Below are 20,227 nucleotides of genomic sequence, written 5' to 3'. Positions count from 1 at the left end.
CCTGCTTCAAGTGGGCTTTGGTATCAAGGCTGTTTGTATCTCTGTGCAAGTGACTTAAAAAAAGTCAGTGGTCACTATTAGAAATCCAAATTAAGGTAATAATTTTGTCGTCCCTCGTTTTATTTAAGCATTGTTAATGCTAACTTTAAACGATCAACTCAAACGTAAATTCTAAGTAAAACTACCAGGATGGGATTATTTGACTTTTTCTCAAGTGATATAGCAATAGATTTAGGTACTGCAAATACCCTTATAATTCATAAAGAAAAAATTGTAGTGGATGAGCCTTCCATTATAGCCATTGACAAGTCCAGCAACAGGATATTGGCTGTGGGAAGGGAAGCCATGAACATGCATGAAAAAACGCATGAAAACATTAAAACTGTCCGCCCGCTTAAAGACGGTGTGATCGCTGACTTTTACGCGGCGGAACAAATGATCCGTGGCCTGATCAAAATGATCCCCGGGCATAAAAAGGGAATGTTTCCCCAATCTCATCGGATGGTCATTTGTATTCCCTCGGGGATTACAGAAGTAGAGAAAAGAGCGGTACGGGACTCGGCCGAACATGCCGGTGCCAAGGAAGTGTACATGGTATACGAACCTATTGCCGCGGCCATTGGTATCGGTATCGATATAGAAAAGCCCATGGGATCAATGATCGTGGATATCGGTGGGGGTACCACTGAAATTGCCTTGATAGCCCTTTCCGGCATCGTCGCCGACCAATCCATCAGGGTAGCGGGCGATACCTTCACCAAGGACATCTTGGATTATATGAGGAGGCAGCACAACTTGCTGATCGGCGAGCGCTCTGCCGAAAAGGTAAAGATTGCCATTGGGTCTGCCCTTACAGAGCTTGACGACGCACCGGAGGATTATGAAATCCGTGGTCGTGACCTGATGACCGGCATTCCAAAAGTGATCAAAGTTTCCTATTCTGAAATAGCCTTTGCACTCGATAAGTCCGTCTCTAAGATCGAAGAAGCTGTCCTAAAGGCCTTGGAAATTGCTCCCCCGGAGCTATCTGCCGATATTTATGACAATGGCATTCACTTGACCGGCGGGGGTGCGCTTCTTAAAGGTTTGGACAGAAGGCTTCATCAAAAGACCAAGCTGCCCATTCATATCGCCGAGGACCCGCTAAGAGCGGTAGTGCGAGGAACAGGCACTGCCCTGAAAAACATAAATAGTTTCCGAACCGTGCTGATGACCTGATGACTGAATGCAACGCATTTTATTATTTCTATATAGTATAAGGGCCTTCTTGCTGTTTGTCACCTTGGAAACTGTCGCCATTTGGTTGATCGTTTCTTATAATTCACCGCAAGGGGCCGTCTTCTTCAATAGTTCGAATAGCTTTACCGGAGCATTTCTCAGTACCAAAGATAATTTTACGGAGTACTTCACCTTGGGCAGATCCAATGAGGAACTGGCGAAAAAGAATGCCTTGCTGATGAAGCAGCTGGCAAACCTCAGCCCTGTCAAAGACAGTGTCAACATCCCGCTGGACAGCCTGATGGAGAGCACCTATGATTTTAGGTCCGCCAAAGTCATCAACAACTCCATCAACCTGAGGAATAACCACATCACGCTAAACCGAGGTGCTGAAGATGGCATCAAGGAAGGCATGGGCGTCTTTAACGGAGATGGTATCGTCGGGCGTGTAAAAGGAGTCAGCCGGCATTATGCTTCGGTCATCTCCTTACTCCATACAGACCTCCTGGTCTCCTCCAAAATAAGAGCAACAGATGTATTCGGGTCTACCCAATGGGATGGTAAAAACCCACAAAAAGCCAAGCTAAAATATGTCCCCAGACACGTTCAGGTAGCCCATGGCGATACCGTGGTCACTTCTGGATACAATGCGGTATTCCCTGAAGGAATCCTCGTGGGAACGGTGGATTCGGTCAGCAATGGCACAGACACCAATTACCTGGATATCACCATTGATTTGGCGGCAAATTTCAGCACCCTCACGTATGTATATTTAGTAGAAAACAATCGGGAAGCAGAACTAGATTCGCTTCAGGAAATCACCGAAATCGTCAATGAATAGTAGAACAGTCATCGCTTCTATCGGAGGTATTTTTCTCTATTTTATCGTTCAAGTTTTGATCCTAAAAAACTTGGTACTATTTGGCATGGCCTTTTGTTTTCTGTATGTCATTTACTTGCTATTGCTTCCCATCGAAATCAAAACCATCCCCTTGATGGTCATTGCTTTTGTATTGGGCTTTTCAATCGACATTTTTTACGACAGCCTGGGCATCCATACGGCCAGTGCCGTCATGTTGGCTTTTTTCAGAAAACCATGGATTACGGTCATCACACCCACGGGAGGCTATGACTCCAACACCCCTCCCACACTCCTCAACATGGGTATGGGCTGGTTTTTGATGTACAGCGTTCCGCTAATACTTTTGCATCACCTGACTTTCTTCTTAATTGATAATCTGGGGACTTCCTTGTATATTCCAATGGTTTACAAAACCCTTAGCAGCACGGTTTTTACGTTTATCATCGGAATGATCGTTCAGGTATTGTTCTATAAGAAAAGGAGAGGCATTTAAATGAACGAAAATAGACACAGTGTCATCGTCATCGTGATCATTATCGTCGGGGTAATTCTCCTGACCAAACTCTTTATGATCCAAGTGGTCGATGATAGTTTCCTCAGGCGTGCCGAACGAAATGCAGTCCAACGAATCGTGGATTATCCTTACAGGGGATTGATATCAGATCGCCATAATGAGCTTCTGGTCCATAACAACCCGGTGTTTGACCTTATGGTCATACCGCAGGAGTTCAGTATTGAGGATACCGCAAAGTTTTGCGATATCTTTCAGATCGAAAAAGAAAAGCTGATCGAGCGGTACACTGCTGCCAAAAAATACTCTTGGGTAAAACCCTCCCCACTGATCAAGCAGATTTCCACCACGGACTTTGCCAAAATCCAGGATTACTTGATTGATTACCCTGGCCTTTTCGTCATGACCAGGTCCGTCAGGGCCTACCCCGACTCCATTGCCGGCAGTGCCCTAGGGTACATCGCAGAGATCGTCCCCCGCCAACTCGAACGGGACACCATGCACTACTACAGCCAAGGGGACTACATCGGTCATTCCGGCCTGGAATCCTATTATGAAAAAATCCTTCGGGGAAAGAAAGGAGCCAAGTACAAAATGGTCAATGTACGCGGCGTAGACAAAGGATCCTTTAAAAACGGAGCATTGGACACTGCCTCCGTGGCAGGGCTGAACCTCCAGTCCACCATCGACCTGCAATTACAGAAGTACGGGGAAAAGTTGATGAAGGGAAAAAGGGGCTCGGTCGTGGCCATCGAGCCAAAGACCGGTGAAATCCTCTCCATGATTTCTGCACCAGTGTATGACCCAAACCTCTTGGCAGGGGCAGCCTACAGCAAAAACTATAATGTGCTGCTTTCAGACACGACCAAACCACTCTTCATCAGGCCTATTCAAGCCAAATATCCTCCAGGTTCTATCTTTAAGGTCGTCCAGTCGCTTATTGGCCTGCAATGGGGCATTTTGACACCAAACACTACCTTTGCCTGTAACAAAGCACTGGTCGCTTGCCACAATCACCCGAGTCCGGTAAACCTCTTCGGGGCTATACGTAACTCCTGCAATCCATACTATTATCAAGCTTTCCGGCAGATGATCAACCAAGATGTCTCCACCAACACCTATACCGATACACAAATCGGTTTGGACAAGTGGCATGAGGCCGTAGAGAAATTTGGCCTAGGCCATAAGCTTGGTGTGGATTTGCCATATGAGAATAGTGGCAGTGTTCCTTCCAGTCAGCTGTACAATAGAATTTACGGAGAAGGACGCTGGAAATACAGTACGATTTATTCCCTCTCCATTGGGCAGGGAGAGATGTTGGTAACGCCACTTCAGATGGCCAATTTAGCGGCTATTTTTGCGAACAAAGGTTATTATTACACGCCACATCTGATCAAGGCCATTAACGGTGACCCGAACAATATTCCAGAAGAATATACCACAAAACACGATGTAGGCGTATCAGCCCATCATTTCGACATGGTGCACGACGCCATGGCCGAAGCATTGTATGGCACGGCCATGAGGGCAATCATCAAGGACATCACCATTGCAGGGAAAACCGGAACAGCGCAAAATCCTCATGGGGAAGACCACTCTGTTTTCGTGGCATTTGCCCCCAAGGAGGATCCCAAAATTGCCATTGCCGTTTACGTAGAAAACGCAGGCTGGGGAGGACGAGCAGCTGCCAGCACAGCCAGCTTGATGATCGAGAAATATTTGAGAGGACATACAGAAAGACCAGCACTGGAAGAATATGTACTGGCTGGAGAATTCGGAGACTGACGTGAGACAAAACGACTTATATATCAATAAAATCGACTGGCTGAGCATTTTGCTTTACGGCGCTTTGGTCATGATCGGGTGGTTCAATATTTATGCGGCAGTCTACGATGAACAAGCTGCCAAAAGTATCTTTGACTTCAGCATCAACAGTGGAAAGCAGCTGGTATGGATTGGCACCGCGGTGCTGCTGATCACGGTCATCATGGTCGCTGATTATCGGCTCTTTGATAACCTCAGCCTGATCTTATACGGCATTTTCCTGCTAATCCTCTTACTGACGCCCTTCATTGGCAAGGAAATCAACGGCCAGCGTGCATGGTTTGAAATCGGTCCGTTCCGCCTCCAGCCTGGAGAGTTTGCTAAATTTGCCACGGCACTTGCCTTGGCCAAATTCATCGAAAAACCTTCCTTTGACCTTAGCCGGCCCAAATTCCAGTTTCAGGCCATCCTCATCATCATGTTGCCGGTGTCACTCATCATGCTGCAGCCAGATACAGGTACGGCGATGGTCTACATGGCATTTTTTATTATGCTTTACCGGGAAGGGATGCCACAAAAATATTATGTCTTTGCCTTGGTATTTATCGCCATATCATTGCTTTCCCTTGCCGTAGACAACAACCTCTACATCGCTCTTCCCGTGGCTGGACTGACCCTAGTCCTGATCTTAATGGGCAAAAAGAACTGGCAGCGCATTGTGACATTGTGCATGATCGGCATCGCCATCATCGCTTATTCCTACAGTTTGGATCTCGTGGTCTCCAAACTGCCCCAGCACCAGCAAAACAGGATCATGGTTCTCTTCAACCCAGATATAGACCCGCTAGGAGTAGGCTGGAACGTTACCCAGTCCAAGATCGCCATCGGATCCGGCGGCTTTTGGGGAAAAGGCTATCTTGAAGGTACCCAGACCAAGTTTGACTTTGTGCCAGAACAGCATACCGACTTTATCTTTTGTACCCTTGGAGAAGAATTTGGTTGGATAGGCAGCTTGATAGTGGTGTTGTTATTTGTAGCCCTACTGATCAGATTGGTTTTTCTTGCCGAACGACAGAAGACCCGTTTTTCCAGGGTGTATGGCTACTGTGTCATATCCATCTTGCTCTTTCACTTTATGATCAATATCTCCATGACCATTGGCCTGTTTCCAGTGGTGGGAATTCCGCTGCCCTTCTTTAGCTATGGCGGATCTTCCTTATGGTCTTTTACCATTTTGCTGTTTATCTTCATCAAGCTGGACAGCCACCGCATTCAACTGCTTGGAAGGATGAACTGAGCTTTAGCGAGGTTGGACAATGGGATATTTTTTGTCGTATTGGCCTACTTGTACTTTACGCCATTCAGCACCCTCCAAGAACAACGGGTGTGGTAACCTAACATCCCAATCCCCAAGTTTCTTGAGAAGGTTTTTGGTAATTGCTAAATTTTCCAAGGCTACATCATATTGCTCTGAAAAATCCGTTTGGAGGTTAAATAACATCGGCAACCTGTCTGGGAGCCTTACCAATTTCCATTTTCCTTCTCGGATCGCTGCACTAACGGTAAATTTCCACTTCATCTCATCATGTGGCGCACCTTCCTTCTCCCCTTGCAGGTAAGGCATTAAGTTGAGACCATCGAATTGATCTTCCTCTTTGGACTCCCCACCCGCAAGTGCAACAAAGGTAGGCGTGAGATCCAATGAACTTACCGGATGCTCAAAGACTTTTCCAGGTTCAAGATGCCCAGGCCAACTTATGAAAAAGGGTACTCTGATGCCTCCTTCCAGCAGCGTGCCTTTCTTACCATTATATGGTGCATTGATGGAACCATTGGTCATCACAGGCCCACCATTATCACTGATAAAAACGAAAATAGTATTTTCAAGTAAGTCAGCCTCCTCCACAGCTTCGACAATCCTCCCCACATTTATATCCAATCGATGCACCATGGCGGCATAGGTCCTCCTTTTTCTATCCTCGATATGTTGATAGATGGCCAAATCTTCAGCCGTAGCTTGCATGGGCGTATGCGGTGCATTGAATGAAGCATATAGGAAAAATGGCTCATCCTTATGACGCTGAATAAAGTTGATACATTCGTCTCCTTTGTCATCTGTAATATAAGTGATTTCCTGAGGAGTTTTATAATTGCATTTAATCTTGGCCTTATACCCACGCTTAGCTTCCGATGCTTCAAAATAATCATGGCCTCCTCCCAGGTATCCCCAAAATTCATCAAAACCACGATTTAAAGGAGAAAATTGATCTTCATATCCTAAATGCCATTTTCCTACCAAGCCGGTAACATATCCCAGTTTCTTTAGGTGGTCACCCACCGTCTTAACATTTACCGGCAATCCCAAAAAAGCAGGATCAAATCCAGGTTGACTATTTGCCAGATTATTGTCATAGCCAAAACTCACTTGATTACGACCGGTAAGTAGGCCCGCTCGAGATGGACTACACACTGCAGAGGAAACATAGCCCTCTGGAAAAAAAACACCAGATGCTGCAAGCTCGTCAATATGAGGGGTTTTGACTTGGGTGCTGCCAGTAAAACTTAAATCGCCATACCCTAGGTCATCAGCTACAATAAGCACGAAGTTGGGATGGGAATTTCTTCCTGAAGTGGAAGGAGTGGAAATTATTTGAGCCGACAAGGAGAATATCAATAGGCTTTGGAGAAATAGGAAACAACCGATTTTATACATTTTCACTTTTTATAGTAAGCAATAAAGTCCCATCATTCCCATTGTGAACAGGATGGCAAGACTATGAAATCTGAATAATGAATATCGGGTGAGTTAGGGTCAGTAAGATACTATTTTTCGTCAAACTTCCGATAGATCAACTGCAAAAATTCTGCGACCTCATCGGAATCTTTATCCCAGTCCAGCTTTGTGACATAGCGATCATTGACAAGTTCTATGGCTTCCACAAAGCTATCGCATTCATCAATCGATTTCAGTGCATGTCCCATCAGGTCTGGATTGCTGTCAAAAAGCTTTTTGGTAAACATAAATCGTTGGTTAATGGCCAGTCCCTCATCCATGGAGGTGATAGGGCCTTTCAGCACACCACTCTGCTCGGCTTCAAATCTCGCCCAAGCCAATGCGGGGTCAATACCGTCCCCGTGGGAAGTAAAGGAACCACTTTCTTGTGAAATAGCGGCAGGCTCTTCCGGGGCACTCTCCGAATCGGATGGGATGGCTGTAGCTTCCTCTTGGCTATCCGCTGAGGCATCAGCCGGTTCAGGGGATTCCACTTCAGGAATAAGCTCTCCCCAGTCAATGGACACCACTTGTTCCAAGCTTTCCAGCAATGCTTTTGGAGATTCGAGCTGCTCTTGAAATTGCTGGTAAGTATCGCTTAAGGATTTTTGGTACACTTCGGCATCCCCTTGTCCCCCTTTTTCCATCAGCGCATTCAAGAATTTCTCATGCCACTTGATGTACTTTTTGGAAGCCTTCAGGCGAGCATGTGGACTTGCCCCATTACTTTTTTCAATTTCCCCCCAAAAATAAACCATCGGATCTATGGCCAAGAGCACGGTATCCATCACGGCGATCTCCAGCAGTGGCAAAAAATGCTGATGTTCGATTTTGATCGCACGGGAAAGGACATTCATAAACTCCTTCAAGGCTTCGGACACGGCTATATCCCTGTAGTCAAAGAAAGGGTTGGCCTTCATCTTCTCCACCTCTTCATTCCACTTTTCAAACAAGGTTTTGATCACCATAAAATTAACCTGCGAGCTGGGGGTCAATTGGATGATTTCTTGCCCTGACATGTACTTTTTGGTACCGAAATATTCAGCACATATCTTTGCTGATACATCATGAGCATAGTTTTCTAAATAATTGAGGTTAATTTTATCGTTCATTAGTTGTTGTATTTGCTGTAGTCGTTAGAGATTGATGCCTAAAATAATAATTGAAAACCTATACCACAAGGAGATTTCTTCAAAAGGAACCGATCGTAAAGTTATCGAAATTATCCATGATAATAATGTAGATTGGATGCATGCTTGTGGAAAAAAAGGACGGTGTACCACCTGCATGATGATCGTGACAGCGGGAATGGAAAACCTCTCCGAACCGACCGATCGGGAATTGTATTTTCGAAACCTGGGAAAGCTCAAGCCCCATCAACGGCTGACCTGTCAAACCCAGTTAAAAGAAGGGGAAATCCATATTCGGGTTAACGACGCGTATAAGCTACCTCATATGGATTATGGCGAATGAAGCGCTATAACGGTGGATCAAGCTAGTCCCTACTAAAGGCAGCGGACACCTCAAAGTCAACGCCTTTTATGGGTTATCGTTCAGTAATTTTCCTTAACATTGTAAAACCATGTTCATAGAACCCGTCATAGGAAATAATACCCTTAAAGATAAAAAGGGGCACATAGAAGTAATCTGCGGATCGATGTTTTCTGGTAAAACAGAAGAACTCATCCGGCGCCTGAACAGGGCCCTCATTGCCAAGCAAAAGGTGGAAATCTTCAAACCTTCCCTTGATACGCGCTACCATGATCGTGACGTCGTTTCTCATAATGAAACGGTGATCAGGTCCACGCCCGTCCAGTTTGCCGATGACATCATGCTTTTGGCCGGTGACTGCGATGTCGTGGGCATCGATGAAGTCCAATTCTTCGATAAACAAATCGTCCATGTCGCCAATAAACTGGCCATCGCCGGTAAACGCGTGATCATGGCTGGTTTGGATATGGACTTTGAGGGAAAACCCTTTGATCCTATGCCTCAGCTGTTGGCCAGTGCTGAATACGTCACCAAGGTACATGCGATCTGCATGAAATGTGGCGACCTCGCCTCCTACAGCTACCGGCTCACTCCTGCAAAGGAAAAGGTCGTGCTGGGAGAAAAAGACAACTATGAGGCTCGGTGCAGAACGTGTTTTTACGAAACCAAGTCCTAGGAAACTGACTACCACCCATGCTGAAGAAGACCCAGGGCATCGTCATCCATTACATCAAATACCGCGAATCTTCTATTATCGTGAAGATCTTTACGCGGGACCTAGGGCTAAAAAGCTATATTGTCAACGGGGTCAGAAGTGCCAAATCCAAATCGAAAATGGCCCTTTATCAACCCCTAAGCTTACTTGACTTGGTCGTATATGATAAAGAAAACGCCTCCCTAAACCGCATCTCTGAAGTAAAGCTGAACTATCCCTTCCAGCGAATACCGTTCGATTTTCACCGTTCGGGAGTAGCCATGTTTGTGGGAGAAGTGTTAAGCAAGGCCATATACGAAAACTATCAAAACGAATATTTATTTGACTTCATCTATCAATCGGTCACCTTTTTGGACAGTGAGACAGTTGGCCTGAGTACTTATCCCTTATCATTTTTGCTAGAAACCTCTCGCTTTCTGGGCTTTGCACCGGATACTGCCGGGGAATTTTTTGAACAAATACACCCGGATATAAACAGCCCGGCTTTTGCCCAGGAAGAAAAAAAATACTTCGCTGAACTTTTAAAAAGCCCATTCGATCCCGGCATCAAGGTTCCCGCAGCCATCCGAAAGCGTTTACTGGATGAACTGTTGACGTTTTACAAACTCCATTTGGACACCTTTTTCGAAGTGCGGTCATTAGAAGTGCTCAGAAACTTGAGGTAGGCTAACACCCCTACTTTACTCCACCTTCACCTGCTTGATGCTTTTGGAAAAAATTCCGGGCAACTCCTTGCCACTGCCGTCTACAAGTGCTATCGAAATCTTTTGGGAGCCTTTGGACAAGCCTTGGATGCTTATTGTCCCCAACTCATGCGTCATGAATTCCTGACCATCAGCCGTAACCTTCACCTGGAGGCCATCTTCCTCCAAATCACCGCCAACCAAAATATAATCTATCAGGATGGCTTCTCCTGCTTGGAAAACCGCTCCGTTTTCAGGCATGTTGACCGCAATGTATGGGTCCTCGGAATCAGGAAATGGTTGCGAATCACCCACCACAAAATCCCTTTCCACGTAATTGCCGTATTCCTTGAGCGCCCGTCCCTCATCATCTACCAAAAATGCCAGCACCTTAAACGTCCCCGTTTCAAATTCCTTTCTGAAAATGGGCATATTGTATCCAATGGGATCTGCGCCGTTGATGATCATTTTTAGCTGAAAACCTTTCCACCCATGCTCAAACGGATAATTTTTGATGTTAAATTCAAAAGGTACCGCTCCTTCATCAAACGTTTGGTTTTCGAGGGGAGTGTGCAGCTCCAACATGGCATCTGGATAAGAACTTTCCTGCTGTTCATGGTGAAAAGCTATATCCTTCTTTGCCGTCTGGCCCATATCAGGAGTATCTTTTAGTTCGCTGGTGGTCTCTTTATTGGAATCCGACGCACAGGAAAGACAAAAAACACTAGCGATACACCAAACGAATACAATCTTTTTCATAGCGGGAGGATAATTGGGTTAAGTTAAAGATATTTAAATTTCCTATAAAATATTTACCTTGCAGGATAAAATAATCCAGTCATGAGCGAAATCCTTTATAACGAAATACCCTCTTTAGACCTATCCGACTTTACTTCGGGCGATGCCTCACAGAAAGCCGCATTTGTGCATAAGCTTGGCGATGCCTATGAAAATATTGGGTTTGTGGCCATCAAAAACCATGGCCTGACCCAGGCACTACAAGACCAACTGTATACCGCCATCAAAACATTTTTTGCCTTGGATGATGAGACCAAGTCCAAGTATGAGCGCCCAGAGATCGGCTATCAGCGAGGCTATACCGGTAAAGGAAAGGAGCATGCCAAAGGCAGGAATACCGGAGACTTAAAGGAGTTTTACCATGTAGGCCAAGAATTATCCAAAATTCCGGATACGGATCCCCTCAAAAAGGACTATCCGCCAAATGTCTGGCCAGAAGAAGTTTCGGACTTTCAGGAAACAGCATTGGAGGTTTTTCAGACCATCGAAGCCGCTGGAAAAGCCATGCTGCAGGCGATTGCCTTACACTTGGGACTAGATGAGCAGTACTTTGAAGACAAAGTGCTCCATGGCAATTCCATTTTACGTCCCATTCATTATTTTCCCATCGAAGATCCTGCTTCGGTACCTTCAGACGCTGTTCGGGCAGCGGAGCATGGAGACATCAACCTGATCACCCTGCTGATGGGCGCCAGTGCAGACGGACTGCAAGTACTACGAAAAGACGGCCAGTGGATTCCCATTACAGCCCTCCCAGACCAGCTCGTCGTCAATGTGGGAGACATGCTGGAACGGCTCACCAATAAGAAGCTAAAATCCACCATCCACCGTGTGGTCAACCCTCCACGCGAAAAGATGAACAGCAGCCGCTATTCCATTCCGTTCTTTATGCACCCTAGATCCGAAATGGACCTTACTTGTCTGGACAGCTGTGTAGACGAAGATAATCCAAAGGAATTTGCAGACGCTACAGCAGGTGAGTTTTTGGAGGAAAGACTTCGCGAATTAGGACTTCGCAAATAGGCGCCGGTGACCATCCGCAAAGTAAAATACTACCTTTACCTGAAGGATGTCATCACCCTTTCAGTCACGGCCTTCGGTGGTCCACAGGCCTTCTTGGCCATGGTCCTGGACATCATGGTCAAGAAACGGCGCTATATCACTGAAGAAGAGCTGTGGGAACTCCATGCCCTTTGTCAGGTGCTGCCTGGCCCCACCTCTACGCAGACCATTTCAGCCATAGGCTATCGCGTAGGCGGCCCTAACCTCGCCTACTTATCGCTTTTGGTTTGGATACTGCCTGCGACCATCATCATGACAGCAGCGGCCATTTTGGTGGATTTTCTGCAGACCCAAACCAAGGGCTCCCTGAATTTCGCCAAATTTATCCAGCCTATGGCGATTGGATTCATCATTTACGCCGCCCAAAAAACCATTGGCAAGATGGTAAAAACCACCGAGGCCATGGTCCTGATGCTGCTATCCGCTTTTGTCGCTTTCTTCTATAACTCGCCTTACATCTTTCCCTTTATGTTGGTGGCAGGCGGCATCACCACTTCCTTGAAATTTAACAAGCAACCTAAGATTGAGGAAAAAAGCGGCATTAAAATCCAATGGGCCAATTTCTTGCTTTGGGGAGGCGTCCTAATCATGGCGGCCACCTTGGGACATTTTACCAAAATTCTTCCCATCAGGTTATTTGAGAATTTTTACCGTAACGGCAGTTTGATCTTTGGCGGCGGCCAAGTACTCGTACCGTACCTGTACACAGAGTTTGTGGAATTTAAAGCTTACCTTACCTCGGAGGAGTTCCTAACAGGATATGCCATTTCACAGGGTGTTCCCGGCCCCACCTTTAGCATCAGTTCTTATATTGGTGCCTTGTCCATGCGCAGTGCCGGTTTGGGAACCGGAGGAGCCATTATCGGAGGCCTCGTCTCTGCAGCGGGGATTTTTCTGCCCGGCACCTTTTTGATATTTTTTGTCATTCGGTTCTGGGACGAACTGAAAAAGTACCGCCCTGTACGTGCCGCACTGGAGGGCATCAATGCCGTTAGCTGTGGCATGCTGATCGCCGCGGCCTATTTGCTGTTCGAACCCATGCCTGCAAACTTTTTCAATATCGCTGCCATTGCCTTCACTTATTTCTTGCTCCAATTTACCAAAATCCCTTCACCCCTTATCATCATTGGCGGGATAGTGGTCGGACTTGGCTACCAGCTCGTGATTCATAACTTTTTAGGTTAAACGCCTCTTGACTTCATTGCATCCTGATCAATAGAAATAATCAATGAAAAAATAATATCCATACGTGAAATGGATAAAAACGGCCACGAACACCACGATAATGGCATGTTAATTGTTTCATGGAAAAACCACAAACCAACTAATCATTTGCTATGCGAAATTTTCACATTAAAACCTGTCTTCTGGGGCTCGCAGGCTTGGCCGTAATGGCATCCTGTAATTCGGATGACGAAGAGTCCATGGAAGGAGCAGCTACAGTAAACGTATCGCTCGTAGATGCGCCAGCAGATTACGACGAAGTATGGATTGAGGTATTGGGAGTAGAACTTCTTCCTGGTGATGAACCGGAAGAGGGTGACGGTTGGGTTTATATTCCATATGATGAGGAAGACGCCCACATCAACTTGCTATCTTTGGTCAATGGAAACGAAGCCTTCATCGGATCAGAAGAAATTTCTGCAGGCTCTATTTCTAAACTGAGACTGATTTTGGGTGAGGACAATTTCTTGGTAATGGATGGAGAAGAAATTCCATTAACCACTCCCAGCGCCCAGCAAAGTGGCTTAAAATTACAGCTTGATCAAGAATTAATGGCGGGCATCCAATACGACTTGGTCATTGATTTTGATGCTGCGAAATCCATTGTTCAAGCTGGCAATTCCGGTCAATATATCTTGAAACCAGTGCTTAGGGTTATTGCGGAGGAGTCAGCCTCCATTGAAGGTCAAGTATTGCCAATTGAAGCCCACCCGGTAGTTTATGGTGTCATTAATGAAGATACCGTAAGTACTTTTGCAGACGAAACAGGATCCTTCGCGTTAAGAGGACTTGTGGAAGGTAATTATACGGTGATTTTTGACCCCTCTGAGGAATATGAAGCGGATACGCTTTTAAATGTTCCTGCTGTGGATGGTGAAATTACAGTATTGGACCCTGTGGAGCTTGAAATGGCCGCTGATCTAGAAGTAGATATCGAAGCAGGAAATTAAAAAACGACAACCAACTATTATTTTATACCCAAAAAGAGGCTAATCCAAATCTTGGAGCAGCCTCTTTTTTTTTGTCCCTACATGGAATTCAAACTCAAGACCAAGCTGGAAAGTTGGAGCTAGCCTATTTCGATGTCTATCACTGTTCCTGGATCAAGCAATGTTTCTGGGGGGGGGGATGATTTTCGACATGTTCTTATGAAAGAAAATTTCACACCGCTAAATCAATGCCTTTCCTCCATCCGCTCGAATGGGTTTTAGCGGGAAGTTGTGGGGAATGGGGCGGTCAATGCGGTTAAAACGGAAAACGTTGAACGGGGTAATTTACCATAGGCTTCACCCATGGCTATGAATGTGCCGCCCCTTTGGGGCTAGCTTTCGAGGTTAAATCATACACCATAACACTAATTTGCCATTTCTTAAGCATCCTATCCGTGTTTATCAGCGTTCATCCGTGGCCAAACAGCAACCAAAGGTGGCGAAGAACATATTTATCCATCGAAATAGGATACTCCCCATCTTTTCTGCTTGATCCCTATTCCTTGACATCTTTGGTGGCTATGCCGCCACGGATAAGCGCTGATAGAATGCTGAAGGCACACTATAAATTTTAAAACCACTTATTGGCTATAAAAACCAATTTTAAGTAATACAAAACAAGTCCAAATCCTATTCATTCACAATTGAATGATTTGCGTATCAATGCGCATATCTGCGCATGTGAAAGTTTGATTTTAAGGTACGCTCGCCATAGATTTATACTCTCAGTTCACATTTTTCTATCGCTAGCGATTTTTATCTTTAGTCTATCTATTCGTTAATGTCCATCTCTTCTATCAGAGATGGACATTTTTTTGATCAAGCCATATTCCTGGAGGCAATATCTTTGATTACGGAAACCATGAAAGGCCGCTGACCCTATGGCAAAACGCAATTATAATTTCCTTTAAGCCTAGGCACAGCATCCACTTGGTGTCTTTGGGAAGATGTGGCATTTTTCGTTATGTGGTTTTACCATTAAGGAAGCCACCAGTTCCCAACTCTTACGATTGATTCAATTCTTAGCTAATCCCCAGCCTTTTACATAGAAAAGCCCCACCGAATTACTCGGTGGGGCTTTGGTTTGTTAGGGTAGCAATAAAATTTATGCTGACATTTGACGGCCATCATCCCAAATGCTTAGCGAAGCCGTTTAGCTTCAACTCATTTGGCATAAAGGGCCTCAACTTATTCCTTGGTGGCAAAGTCAGGATAGGCACGCATGCTATGTTCGTTGATATCCAGTCCTTCCACTTCTTCCTGCTCATGCACCCGGATACCGACCGTTTTCTTCATGGCATAGAATACCACAAAGCTAAAAATCACACAGAATACGCCAACTGCTCCGATACCGATCAATTGTGACATGACTTGGGAAAAACCAGCCAGGTCGCCGAATAAACCTACCGCTAATGTTCCCCAGATTCCTCCTACCAAGTGGACCGAGATGGCACCTACAGGATCATCAATCTTCACCTTATCAAAGAAGACCACCGCAAAGACCACTAGTGATCCTCCGACAAAACCGATAATGGCAGATTCGCCTACTCCCATGAGGTCTGCTCCTGCGGTGATGCCAACAAGACCTGCCAAGATTCCATTCAGGACCATGGTAATATCGTAAGATTTGAATTTAATGTAAGAGAAGAGCAAGGCACCAAAAGCTCCGGCAGCACCGGCGATGGAAGTCGTTACAAACACTTTGGAAACTGTGCCTGGATCAGCGGTAAGCACAGACCCACCGTTAAAGCCAAACCATCCAAACCATAGCAAGAACACGCCGATAACGGCCATAGGGATGTTATGACCAGGAATAGCCTTCATTCCTTTATCCGTATATTTTCCGATCCTTGGCCCCAACAGGTAAGCCCCTACCAGTGCACCCCATCCGCCAACAGAATGGACGATGGTCGAACCGGCAAAATCATAAAATGGAGTGCTCAGGCTATCCAAAAAGCCTCCTCCCCACTTCCACATACCTACGATGGGGTAGCAAATGGCCACATAAAGGGTAGAAAAGATGATGAAAGGCCCCAACTTGATTCGTTCTGCCACAGCCCCGGAAACGATCGTGGCCGCAGTGGCTGCAAACATGGCCTGAAAGATAAAATCTGTGAAGAACGTATATCCTTCATTATAATTAAAGGTGTCCCAACCTTCCGGTAAACTCAGGCCAAGCCCGCTCAATCCAAAGAAACCTCCTGTAAAAGCCTCTCCTGGATACATGAGGTTAAAACCTACAAAAGCATAAGTCAAAAGCCCCATGGCTGGGATAATCGTATTTTTAAATAGAATATTGACGGTGTTTTTTGCCCTGGTAAGACCTGCTTCCAAGGAAGCAAAGCCCAAGTGCATGATAAATACCAGGATAGTGGCTACCATCATCCACACATTGTTGACGGTAAATAATTCTTGATTCATCTGAATGGGTAATTTTTGGTTACTTTATGTCGTTTGTTAGGGTAGAATCGGAAGACCAATACACTACAAGGCATCAGCTCCTTTGTCATCATTTCGCACTCTGTAGGCTTCCAGCACATCGGTGACGAAAATTTTCCCGTCTCCTATTTGCCCTGTTCGGCCCTCTTTTAGAATGCAGTTGATCACGGGTTCTACCAGTTCTTCGGTAACCACTATTTCTAACTTTGTTCTGGGGATAAATGCGGGTTCATAAGCTACCCCTCTGTATTTTTCAATCTTTGCGTGCTCTAGCCCCATTCCTTTTACTTCATAAAATGTAAGGAATTTGACCCCAAGCGCGGCAATACACTGATGAATCACCTCAAATCGAGATGTTCTAATAATTGCTTCTACTTTTTTCATTTTAGTTAATTGACAAACTGATTGGTTATTTTTATAACCGATTTTTCAATAATCGGATACAAACTTAATAATTTTGATTACTTCAGACACCATAAAAGCAATTATTTTTGACATTTTAACCAAAAAGGGACAATAACACACCTTCAAATGATCAACAACCAATTTTTATAACATAAACAGGTGAAATCGACATCGATTTTGGAGTTTTTTAAATTTTAGCACGGTTTATGGGCGGTTAATAAAGATTATCTTAATTTTATGTGCCAAAACAAACCAGATATATCGAATTCAACATTTAACTTCATGAATAAACCTACACTTTTAATCCTAGCTGCAGGCATCGGCAGTCGATATGGAGGAAATAAACAAATTGAAGGGTTTGGCCCCCATGGTGAGACCATTATTGAATATTCCATTTTCGACGCCATTCGAGCAGGATTTGGTAAAGTGGTCTTTATCGTACGCCAAGAAATCCTTGAAACCGTCAAAGAGATTTTTTTGCCTAAACTGGAAGGAAAAATTGAGGTGGACTTTGTCGTCCAAACACTGAACAGTTTAGTGCCTGAGGAATATCGCGCTCCAGATAGAAAAAAACCATACGGCACCGGACATGCCGTACTCTGTGCCAAAGAGGTGATCAATGAGCCATTTGCCGTGATCAATGCAGATGACTTCTATGGTAAAGAGGCATTTGAGGCTTTAGGCACCTTCCTTAAAGATGATGTCAAGGAAAACCTTCACTGTATGGTAGGATATGCCCTTAAAAACGTGCTTTCAGAAAACGGAACCGTCAGTAGGGGAGTTTGTGAGACCAATGAACATTTCCAACTTATTGGTATGACTGAACGTACCGCCATCGCACGTGAAGGGGATGAAATCGTTAGTAGGGAGGAAAATGATCCGCTTGTTATCGCCCCAGATACTCCCGTGAGTATGAATTGCTGGGGTTTCCATCCTTCATTCTTCGAAGAAGCTGATAGAATTTGGAAAGCTTTCTTACCAGAAAACAAAGACAATATCAAATCTGAATTTTACATTCCCTCGGTGGCCAACACGCTTATTGAAGAGAAAAAAGCCAATATCGCCATTTTGGAAGGCGGAAAGACGTGGTTTGGCGTGACCTACCCAGAAGATAAGCCCGTAGTGGTAGCTGCGCTGAAGCGGCTCCATGAAGCAGGAGATTATCCCGACCATCTTTGGGAATAAAACTTCAAAACCACTACTCCAATAGATTAATCATTTCTACGTTTTATTTTATACATCACTTCTAAATCTCGCTTAGCAAAATGAAAAAGATACTCTTTTCCAATAGTCCCATCTCACGCAGCCTGGCATTGTTACTCCTAAGGGTGGGCGCCGCCGCTTTGATGATGACTCATGGATGGACAAAAATCGCCAATTTCAGTGAACAATTAACCAAATTCCCTGACCCTATTGGCGTAGGCCCTGCAGTATCTTTACAACTAACGATTTTCGCTGAGTTTTTCTGCTCCATTTTATTGGCACTTGGTTTTATGACCCGGTTTGCATTGATCCCGCTGACCATCACCATGATCGTGGCCGTATTCATCATCCATTCAGGAGATCCCATCGGCAACAAGGAAGTTGGGCTGCTTTATTTGGCCACCTTTGTATCCCTGTTCTTCTCTGGTCCAGGAAGTATTTCCATGGATGCACAAATCCTGAAGAAAAACCGGTATCGGTAAGCCCCACGGATAAAAATCGATTTCAGCTGAAAAAGTAGAGCGCTAGAGCATAACACCCATTGGTTGCTGGACTTCTTTGGCTAAAATCACAAGAGGCTGCCTCATAAGTCCTCGCCATACGATCCGCTCGTGATGGGGAATTTTAGATTATGAGACAGCCTCTTTAGGAAATCAAATAAACAGCTCTCATAGCTTTATTTTGGTAGCATATCGACAGATCCTACACCATTCGGGCCGTCTCAATCTGTGAAATAATCGCCCCATAATCAACTTGTTGCCAGTTTTGCATGATCATGGGATCCTCCATCACCTTATCCATCACTTCATCCTGAAGTTTGCCCTGGGCATAGGCATCCGCATATTTCATATCTGAAAATGTCACCATAGTGTAAAGCGGGATCCACTCCGTCGGATACAGTTCATGCAGCTTTGCTTCGATTTTCTTACGTACAAGGAAACGTGGATTGGCGACGCTGTCCCGCATCTCGGTAAAATTGTTCCGTGCCATTTCACTGATGGCATCGGTATCTGGTTTTCTCACTTTTTGGAATTTCTCAAAAACCAATTCCCAAGACGTAGTCCCATATTTTTCGATGAGGCCATCCAAGATAAAACAATCCTCAAACCCACAGTTCATGCCCTGACCAAAGAAAGGCACCATGGCATGACAGGCATCACCGATCAGCATTGACTTATTGGCCAGCCACGGGAAGCATTCTACGTTAATGAGGGATGAAGTGGGATTGCCAAAATATTCCTTGTTCAAGTCAGGCATCAAGGCAAAAGCATCTGCAAAATAAGTTTTAAACACACTCTCCAAGTCTTCTTCATCATTGATCTTGTCAAAGCAAACCTTTCCGCCCTCAAACGGCAAGAAAAGCGTACAGGTGAAAGACTTATCAGGATTAGGCAGCGCAATTAGCATAAATTGCCCCCTCGGCCAAATGTGCAAGGCATTGGGATCCATGGCAAACTCCCCCTCCGCAGTAGGAGGAATAGTCAATTCCTTATAGCCATGGGAAATATACTCCTGTTTATAGTTAAGCCTGGTCTGTCGCTGCATGGCGTCCCGCAGGGAAGAATACGCCCCGTCAGCACCAATAATCACATCTGTTTCACGGTACTCCTGGGTGCCGTCCGGCAAAACCACTTTTATGGCCGTATCTGCAATGCTGATCTCTTCACAGCTATGGTTAAAATTCATTTTAGCACCATACCTCTCTGCTTCATCCACAAGCATATGGTTAAACTTTCCCCTTGAGATGGAATAAATCGCCTGGTTTTCTTTTCCATAGGGCAAAAAGGAGGTTTCTCCGTGTTCATCATGCACCCTTCTCCCATACATGGGAATGACATATGGTGCTACCATTTCACGCAGGCCAATTTTATCCAAGGCCTTCCACCCTCTGTCACTAAGTGCCATATTGATCGAACGGCCTGCTGGAGCATACTTCTTATCCCTCAGATCAGGCCTCTTTTCATAAATCGAAACATCCAGCCCTCTTTTCTGGAGGTAAATCCCCAGCAATGAACCAATCAGTCCTGCACCAATAATGCTGACATCATTTTTCTTCATCGGTTTTATAAGATTAATAGGTTTGTAATAGG

At 45.1% G+C, this 20,227-nt stretch carries 19 protein-coding genes; 13 read left to right on the top strand and 6 right to left on the bottom strand.

Going from position 1 to position 20,227, the window contains the following annotated elements:
• The first annotated feature begins 189 nt into the window (after positions 1-189).
• The 5 genes from ECHVI_RS07190 to rodA are packed head-to-tail and all read left to right on the top strand — an operon-like array spanning position 190 to position 5,652.
• The gene (locus tag ECHVI_RS07190) at positions 190-1,218 is read left to right on the top strand and encodes a rod shape-determining protein (RefSeq protein WP_015265297.1); all 1,029 of its coding nucleotides are present in this window, start codon (positions 190-192) and stop codon (positions 1,216-1,218) included.
• 7 nt (positions 1,219-1,225) lie between these two features.
• Positions 1,226-2,059, top strand: a complete 834-nt coding sequence (mreC, locus tag ECHVI_RS07185; RefSeq protein WP_015265296.1) for a rod shape-determining protein MreC — start codon at positions 1,226-1,228, stop codon at positions 2,057-2,059.
• The gene (locus ECHVI_RS07180) at positions 2,052-2,573 is read left to right on the top strand and encodes a hypothetical protein (RefSeq protein WP_015265295.1); all 522 of its coding nucleotides are present in this window, start codon (positions 2,052-2,054) and stop codon (positions 2,571-2,573) included. Before mreC ends, ECHVI_RS07180 begins: the two co-directional genes overlap by 8 nt.
• Positions 2,574-4,376, top strand: coding sequence for a penicillin-binding protein 2 (gene mrdA, locus ECHVI_RS07175; protein WP_015265294.1), 1,803 nt, complete (start codon positions 2,574-2,576; stop codon positions 4,374-4,376). It abuts the gene before it with no gap.
• Position 4,377: 1 nt separating this feature from the next.
• Complete coding sequence (gene rodA / locus ECHVI_RS07170; RefSeq protein WP_041739582.1) at positions 4,378-5,652, top strand: rod shape-determining protein RodA; 1,275 nt, start codon at positions 4,378-4,380, stop codon at positions 5,650-5,652.
• A 3-nt stretch (positions 5,653-5,655) separates the two neighbouring features.
• On the opposite strand, the gene ECHVI_RS07165 is transcribed toward rodA, so the two are convergent.
• Both ECHVI_RS07165 and ECHVI_RS07160 read right to left on the bottom strand, forming a co-directional pair.
• Entirely contained in the window at positions 5,656-7,068 is a 1,413-nt protein-coding gene (locus ECHVI_RS07165) for a sulfatase-like hydrolase/transferase (RefSeq protein WP_015265292.1), read from the bottom strand.
• A gap of 110 nt (positions 7,069-7,178) precedes the next feature.
• The gene (locus ECHVI_RS07160; protein WP_015265291.1) at positions 7,179-8,240 is read right to left on the bottom strand and encodes a hypothetical protein; all 1,062 of its coding nucleotides are present in this window, start codon (positions 8,238-8,240) and stop codon (positions 7,179-7,181) included.
• 34 nt (positions 8,241-8,274) lie between these two features.
• Between ECHVI_RS07160 and ECHVI_RS07155 the strand changes: the two genes are divergently transcribed.
• The 3 genes from ECHVI_RS07155 (at position 8,275) to recO (ending at position 9,999) form a co-directional block, all read left to right on the top strand.
• Entirely contained in the window at positions 8,275-8,601 is a 327-nt protein-coding gene (locus tag ECHVI_RS07155) for a 2Fe-2S iron-sulfur cluster-binding protein (RefSeq protein WP_015265290.1), read from the top strand.
• A 109-nt stretch (positions 8,602-8,710) separates the two neighbouring features.
• Positions 8,711-9,295, top strand: coding sequence for a thymidine kinase (locus ECHVI_RS07150; protein ID WP_015265289.1), 585 nt, complete (start codon positions 8,711-8,713; stop codon positions 9,293-9,295).
• A 17-nt stretch (positions 9,296-9,312) separates the two neighbouring features.
• A complete protein-coding gene (recO, locus tag ECHVI_RS07145; protein ID WP_015265288.1) occupies positions 9,313-9,999 on the top strand; it encodes a DNA repair protein RecO in 687 nt (228 codons plus the stop codon).
• A gap of 15 nt (positions 10,000-10,014) precedes the next feature.
• On the opposite strand, the gene ECHVI_RS07140 is transcribed toward recO, so the two are convergent.
• The gene (locus ECHVI_RS07140) at positions 10,015-10,776 is read right to left on the bottom strand and encodes a hypothetical protein (RefSeq protein WP_015265287.1); all 762 of its coding nucleotides are present in this window, start codon (positions 10,774-10,776) and stop codon (positions 10,015-10,017) included.
• Between the two features lie 81 nt (positions 10,777-10,857).
• On the opposite strand from ECHVI_RS07140, the gene ECHVI_RS07135 reads away from it, so the two are divergent.
• The 3 genes from ECHVI_RS07135 (at position 10,858) to ECHVI_RS07125 (ending at position 14,051) form a co-directional block, all read left to right on the top strand.
• A complete protein-coding gene (locus ECHVI_RS07135; protein ID WP_015265286.1) occupies positions 10,858-11,838 on the top strand; it encodes an isopenicillin N synthase family dioxygenase in 981 nt (326 codons plus the stop codon).
• 6 nt (positions 11,839-11,844) lie between these two features.
• Positions 11,845-13,062 carry a chromate efflux transporter gene (gene chrA / locus ECHVI_RS07130; RefSeq protein WP_015265285.1) on the top strand — a complete coding sequence of 406 codons (1,218 nt, stop codon included), beginning with the start codon at positions 11,845-11,847 and terminating at the stop codon, positions 13,060-13,062.
• Between the two features lie 152 nt (positions 13,063-13,214).
• Positions 13,215-14,051, top strand: coding sequence for a DUF4382 domain-containing protein (locus ECHVI_RS07125; RefSeq protein WP_015265284.1), 837 nt, complete (start codon positions 13,215-13,217; stop codon positions 14,049-14,051).
• Positions 14,052-15,278: 1,227 nt separating this feature from the next.
• Here ECHVI_RS07125 and ECHVI_RS07120 read toward each other — a convergent pair.
• Together ECHVI_RS07120 and ECHVI_RS07115 are read right to left on the bottom strand one after the other, a co-directional pair.
• Positions 15,279-16,511, bottom strand: a complete 1,233-nt coding sequence (locus ECHVI_RS07120) for an ammonium transporter (RefSeq protein WP_015265283.1) — start codon at positions 16,509-16,511, stop codon at positions 15,279-15,281.
• Between the two features lie 63 nt (positions 16,512-16,574).
• Positions 16,575-16,913, bottom strand: coding sequence for a P-II family nitrogen regulator (locus ECHVI_RS07115; protein ID WP_015265282.1), 339 nt, complete (start codon positions 16,911-16,913; stop codon positions 16,575-16,577).
• 303 nt (positions 16,914-17,216) lie between these two features.
• Here ECHVI_RS07115 and ECHVI_RS07110 point away from each other — a divergent pair, with 303 nt between their 5' ends.
• On the top strand, positions 17,217-18,119 hold the full coding sequence (locus tag ECHVI_RS07110) for a nucleotidyltransferase family protein (RefSeq protein ID WP_015265281.1): 903 nt from the start codon (positions 17,217-17,219) through the stop codon (positions 18,117-18,119).
• Positions 18,120-18,199: 80 nt separating this feature from the next.
• A complete protein-coding gene (locus ECHVI_RS07105) occupies positions 18,200-18,619 on the top strand; it encodes a DoxX family protein (RefSeq protein ID WP_015265280.1) in 420 nt (139 codons plus the stop codon).
• A gap of 220 nt (positions 18,620-18,839) precedes the next feature.
• On the opposite strand, the gene ECHVI_RS07100 is transcribed toward ECHVI_RS07105, so the two are convergent.
• Positions 18,840-20,195 carry an FAD-dependent oxidoreductase gene (locus tag ECHVI_RS07100; RefSeq protein ID WP_015265279.1) on the bottom strand — a complete coding sequence of 452 codons (1,356 nt, stop codon included), beginning with the start codon at positions 20,193-20,195 and terminating at the stop codon, positions 18,840-18,842.
• Between the last annotated feature and the right edge of the window lie 32 nt (positions 20,196-20,227).

Origin of the sequence: Echinicola vietnamensis DSM 17526, assembly GCF_000325705.1 — a bacterium.
In the GTDB taxonomy this organism is placed as follows: Bacteria; Bacteroidota; Bacteroidia; order Cytophagales; family Cyclobacteriaceae; genus Echinicola; species Echinicola vietnamensis.
Note: the sequence above shows the minus strand (reverse complement) of the source record. Positions and strands in the feature narration are given on the sequence as shown.

Coding starts and splice junctions, on each gene's coding strand:
- ECHVI_RS07140 (WP_015265287.1), bottom strand. CDS start 10,776: ATGAAAAAGATTGTATTCGTTTGGTGTATCGCTAGTGTTTTTTGTCTT.
- ECHVI_RS07120 (WP_015265283.1), bottom strand. CDS start 16,511: ATGAATCAAGAATTATTTACCGTCAACAATGTGTGGATGATGGTAGCC.
- ECHVI_RS07165 (WP_015265292.1), bottom strand. CDS start 7,068: ATGTATAAAATCGGTTGTTTCCTATTTCTCCAAAGCCTATTGATATTC.
- mrdA (WP_015265294.1), top strand. CDS start 2,574: ATGAACGAAAATAGACACAGTGTCATCGTCATCGTGATCATTATCGTC.
- ECHVI_RS07155 (WP_015265290.1), top strand. CDS start 8,275: ATGCCTAAAATAATAATTGAAAACCTATACCACAAGGAGATTTCTTCA.
- recO (WP_015265288.1), top strand. CDS start 9,313: ATGCTGAAGAAGACCCAGGGCATCGTCATCCATTACATCAAATACCGC.
- ECHVI_RS07110 (WP_015265281.1), top strand. CDS start 17,217: ATGAATAAACCTACACTTTTAATCCTAGCTGCAGGCATCGGCAGTCGA.
- ECHVI_RS07160 (WP_015265291.1), bottom strand. CDS start 8,240: ATGAACGATAAAATTAACCTCAATTATTTAGAAAACTATGCTCATGAT.
- ECHVI_RS07125 (WP_015265284.1), top strand. CDS start 13,215: ATGCGAAATTTTCACATTAAAACCTGTCTTCTGGGGCTCGCAGGCTTG.
- ECHVI_RS07150 (WP_015265289.1), top strand. CDS start 8,711: ATGTTCATAGAACCCGTCATAGGAAATAATACCCTTAAAGATAAAAAG.
- mreC (WP_015265296.1), top strand. CDS start 1,226: ATGCAACGCATTTTATTATTTCTATATAGTATAAGGGCCTTCTTGCTG.
- ECHVI_RS07180 (WP_015265295.1), top strand. CDS start 2,052: ATGAATAGTAGAACAGTCATCGCTTCTATCGGAGGTATTTTTCTCTAT.
- ECHVI_RS07105 (WP_015265280.1), top strand. CDS start 18,200: ATGAAAAAGATACTCTTTTCCAATAGTCCCATCTCACGCAGCCTGGCA.
- ECHVI_RS07135 (WP_015265286.1), top strand. CDS start 10,858: ATGAGCGAAATCCTTTATAACGAAATACCCTCTTTAGACCTATCCGAC.
- ECHVI_RS07190 (WP_015265297.1), top strand. CDS start 190: ATGGGATTATTTGACTTTTTCTCAAGTGATATAGCAATAGATTTAGGT.
- ECHVI_RS07100 (WP_015265279.1), bottom strand. CDS start 20,195: ATGAAGAAAAATGATGTCAGCATTATTGGTGCAGGACTGATTGGTTCA.
- ECHVI_RS07115 (WP_015265282.1), bottom strand. CDS start 16,913: ATGAAAAAAGTAGAAGCAATTATTAGAACATCTCGATTTGAGGTGATT.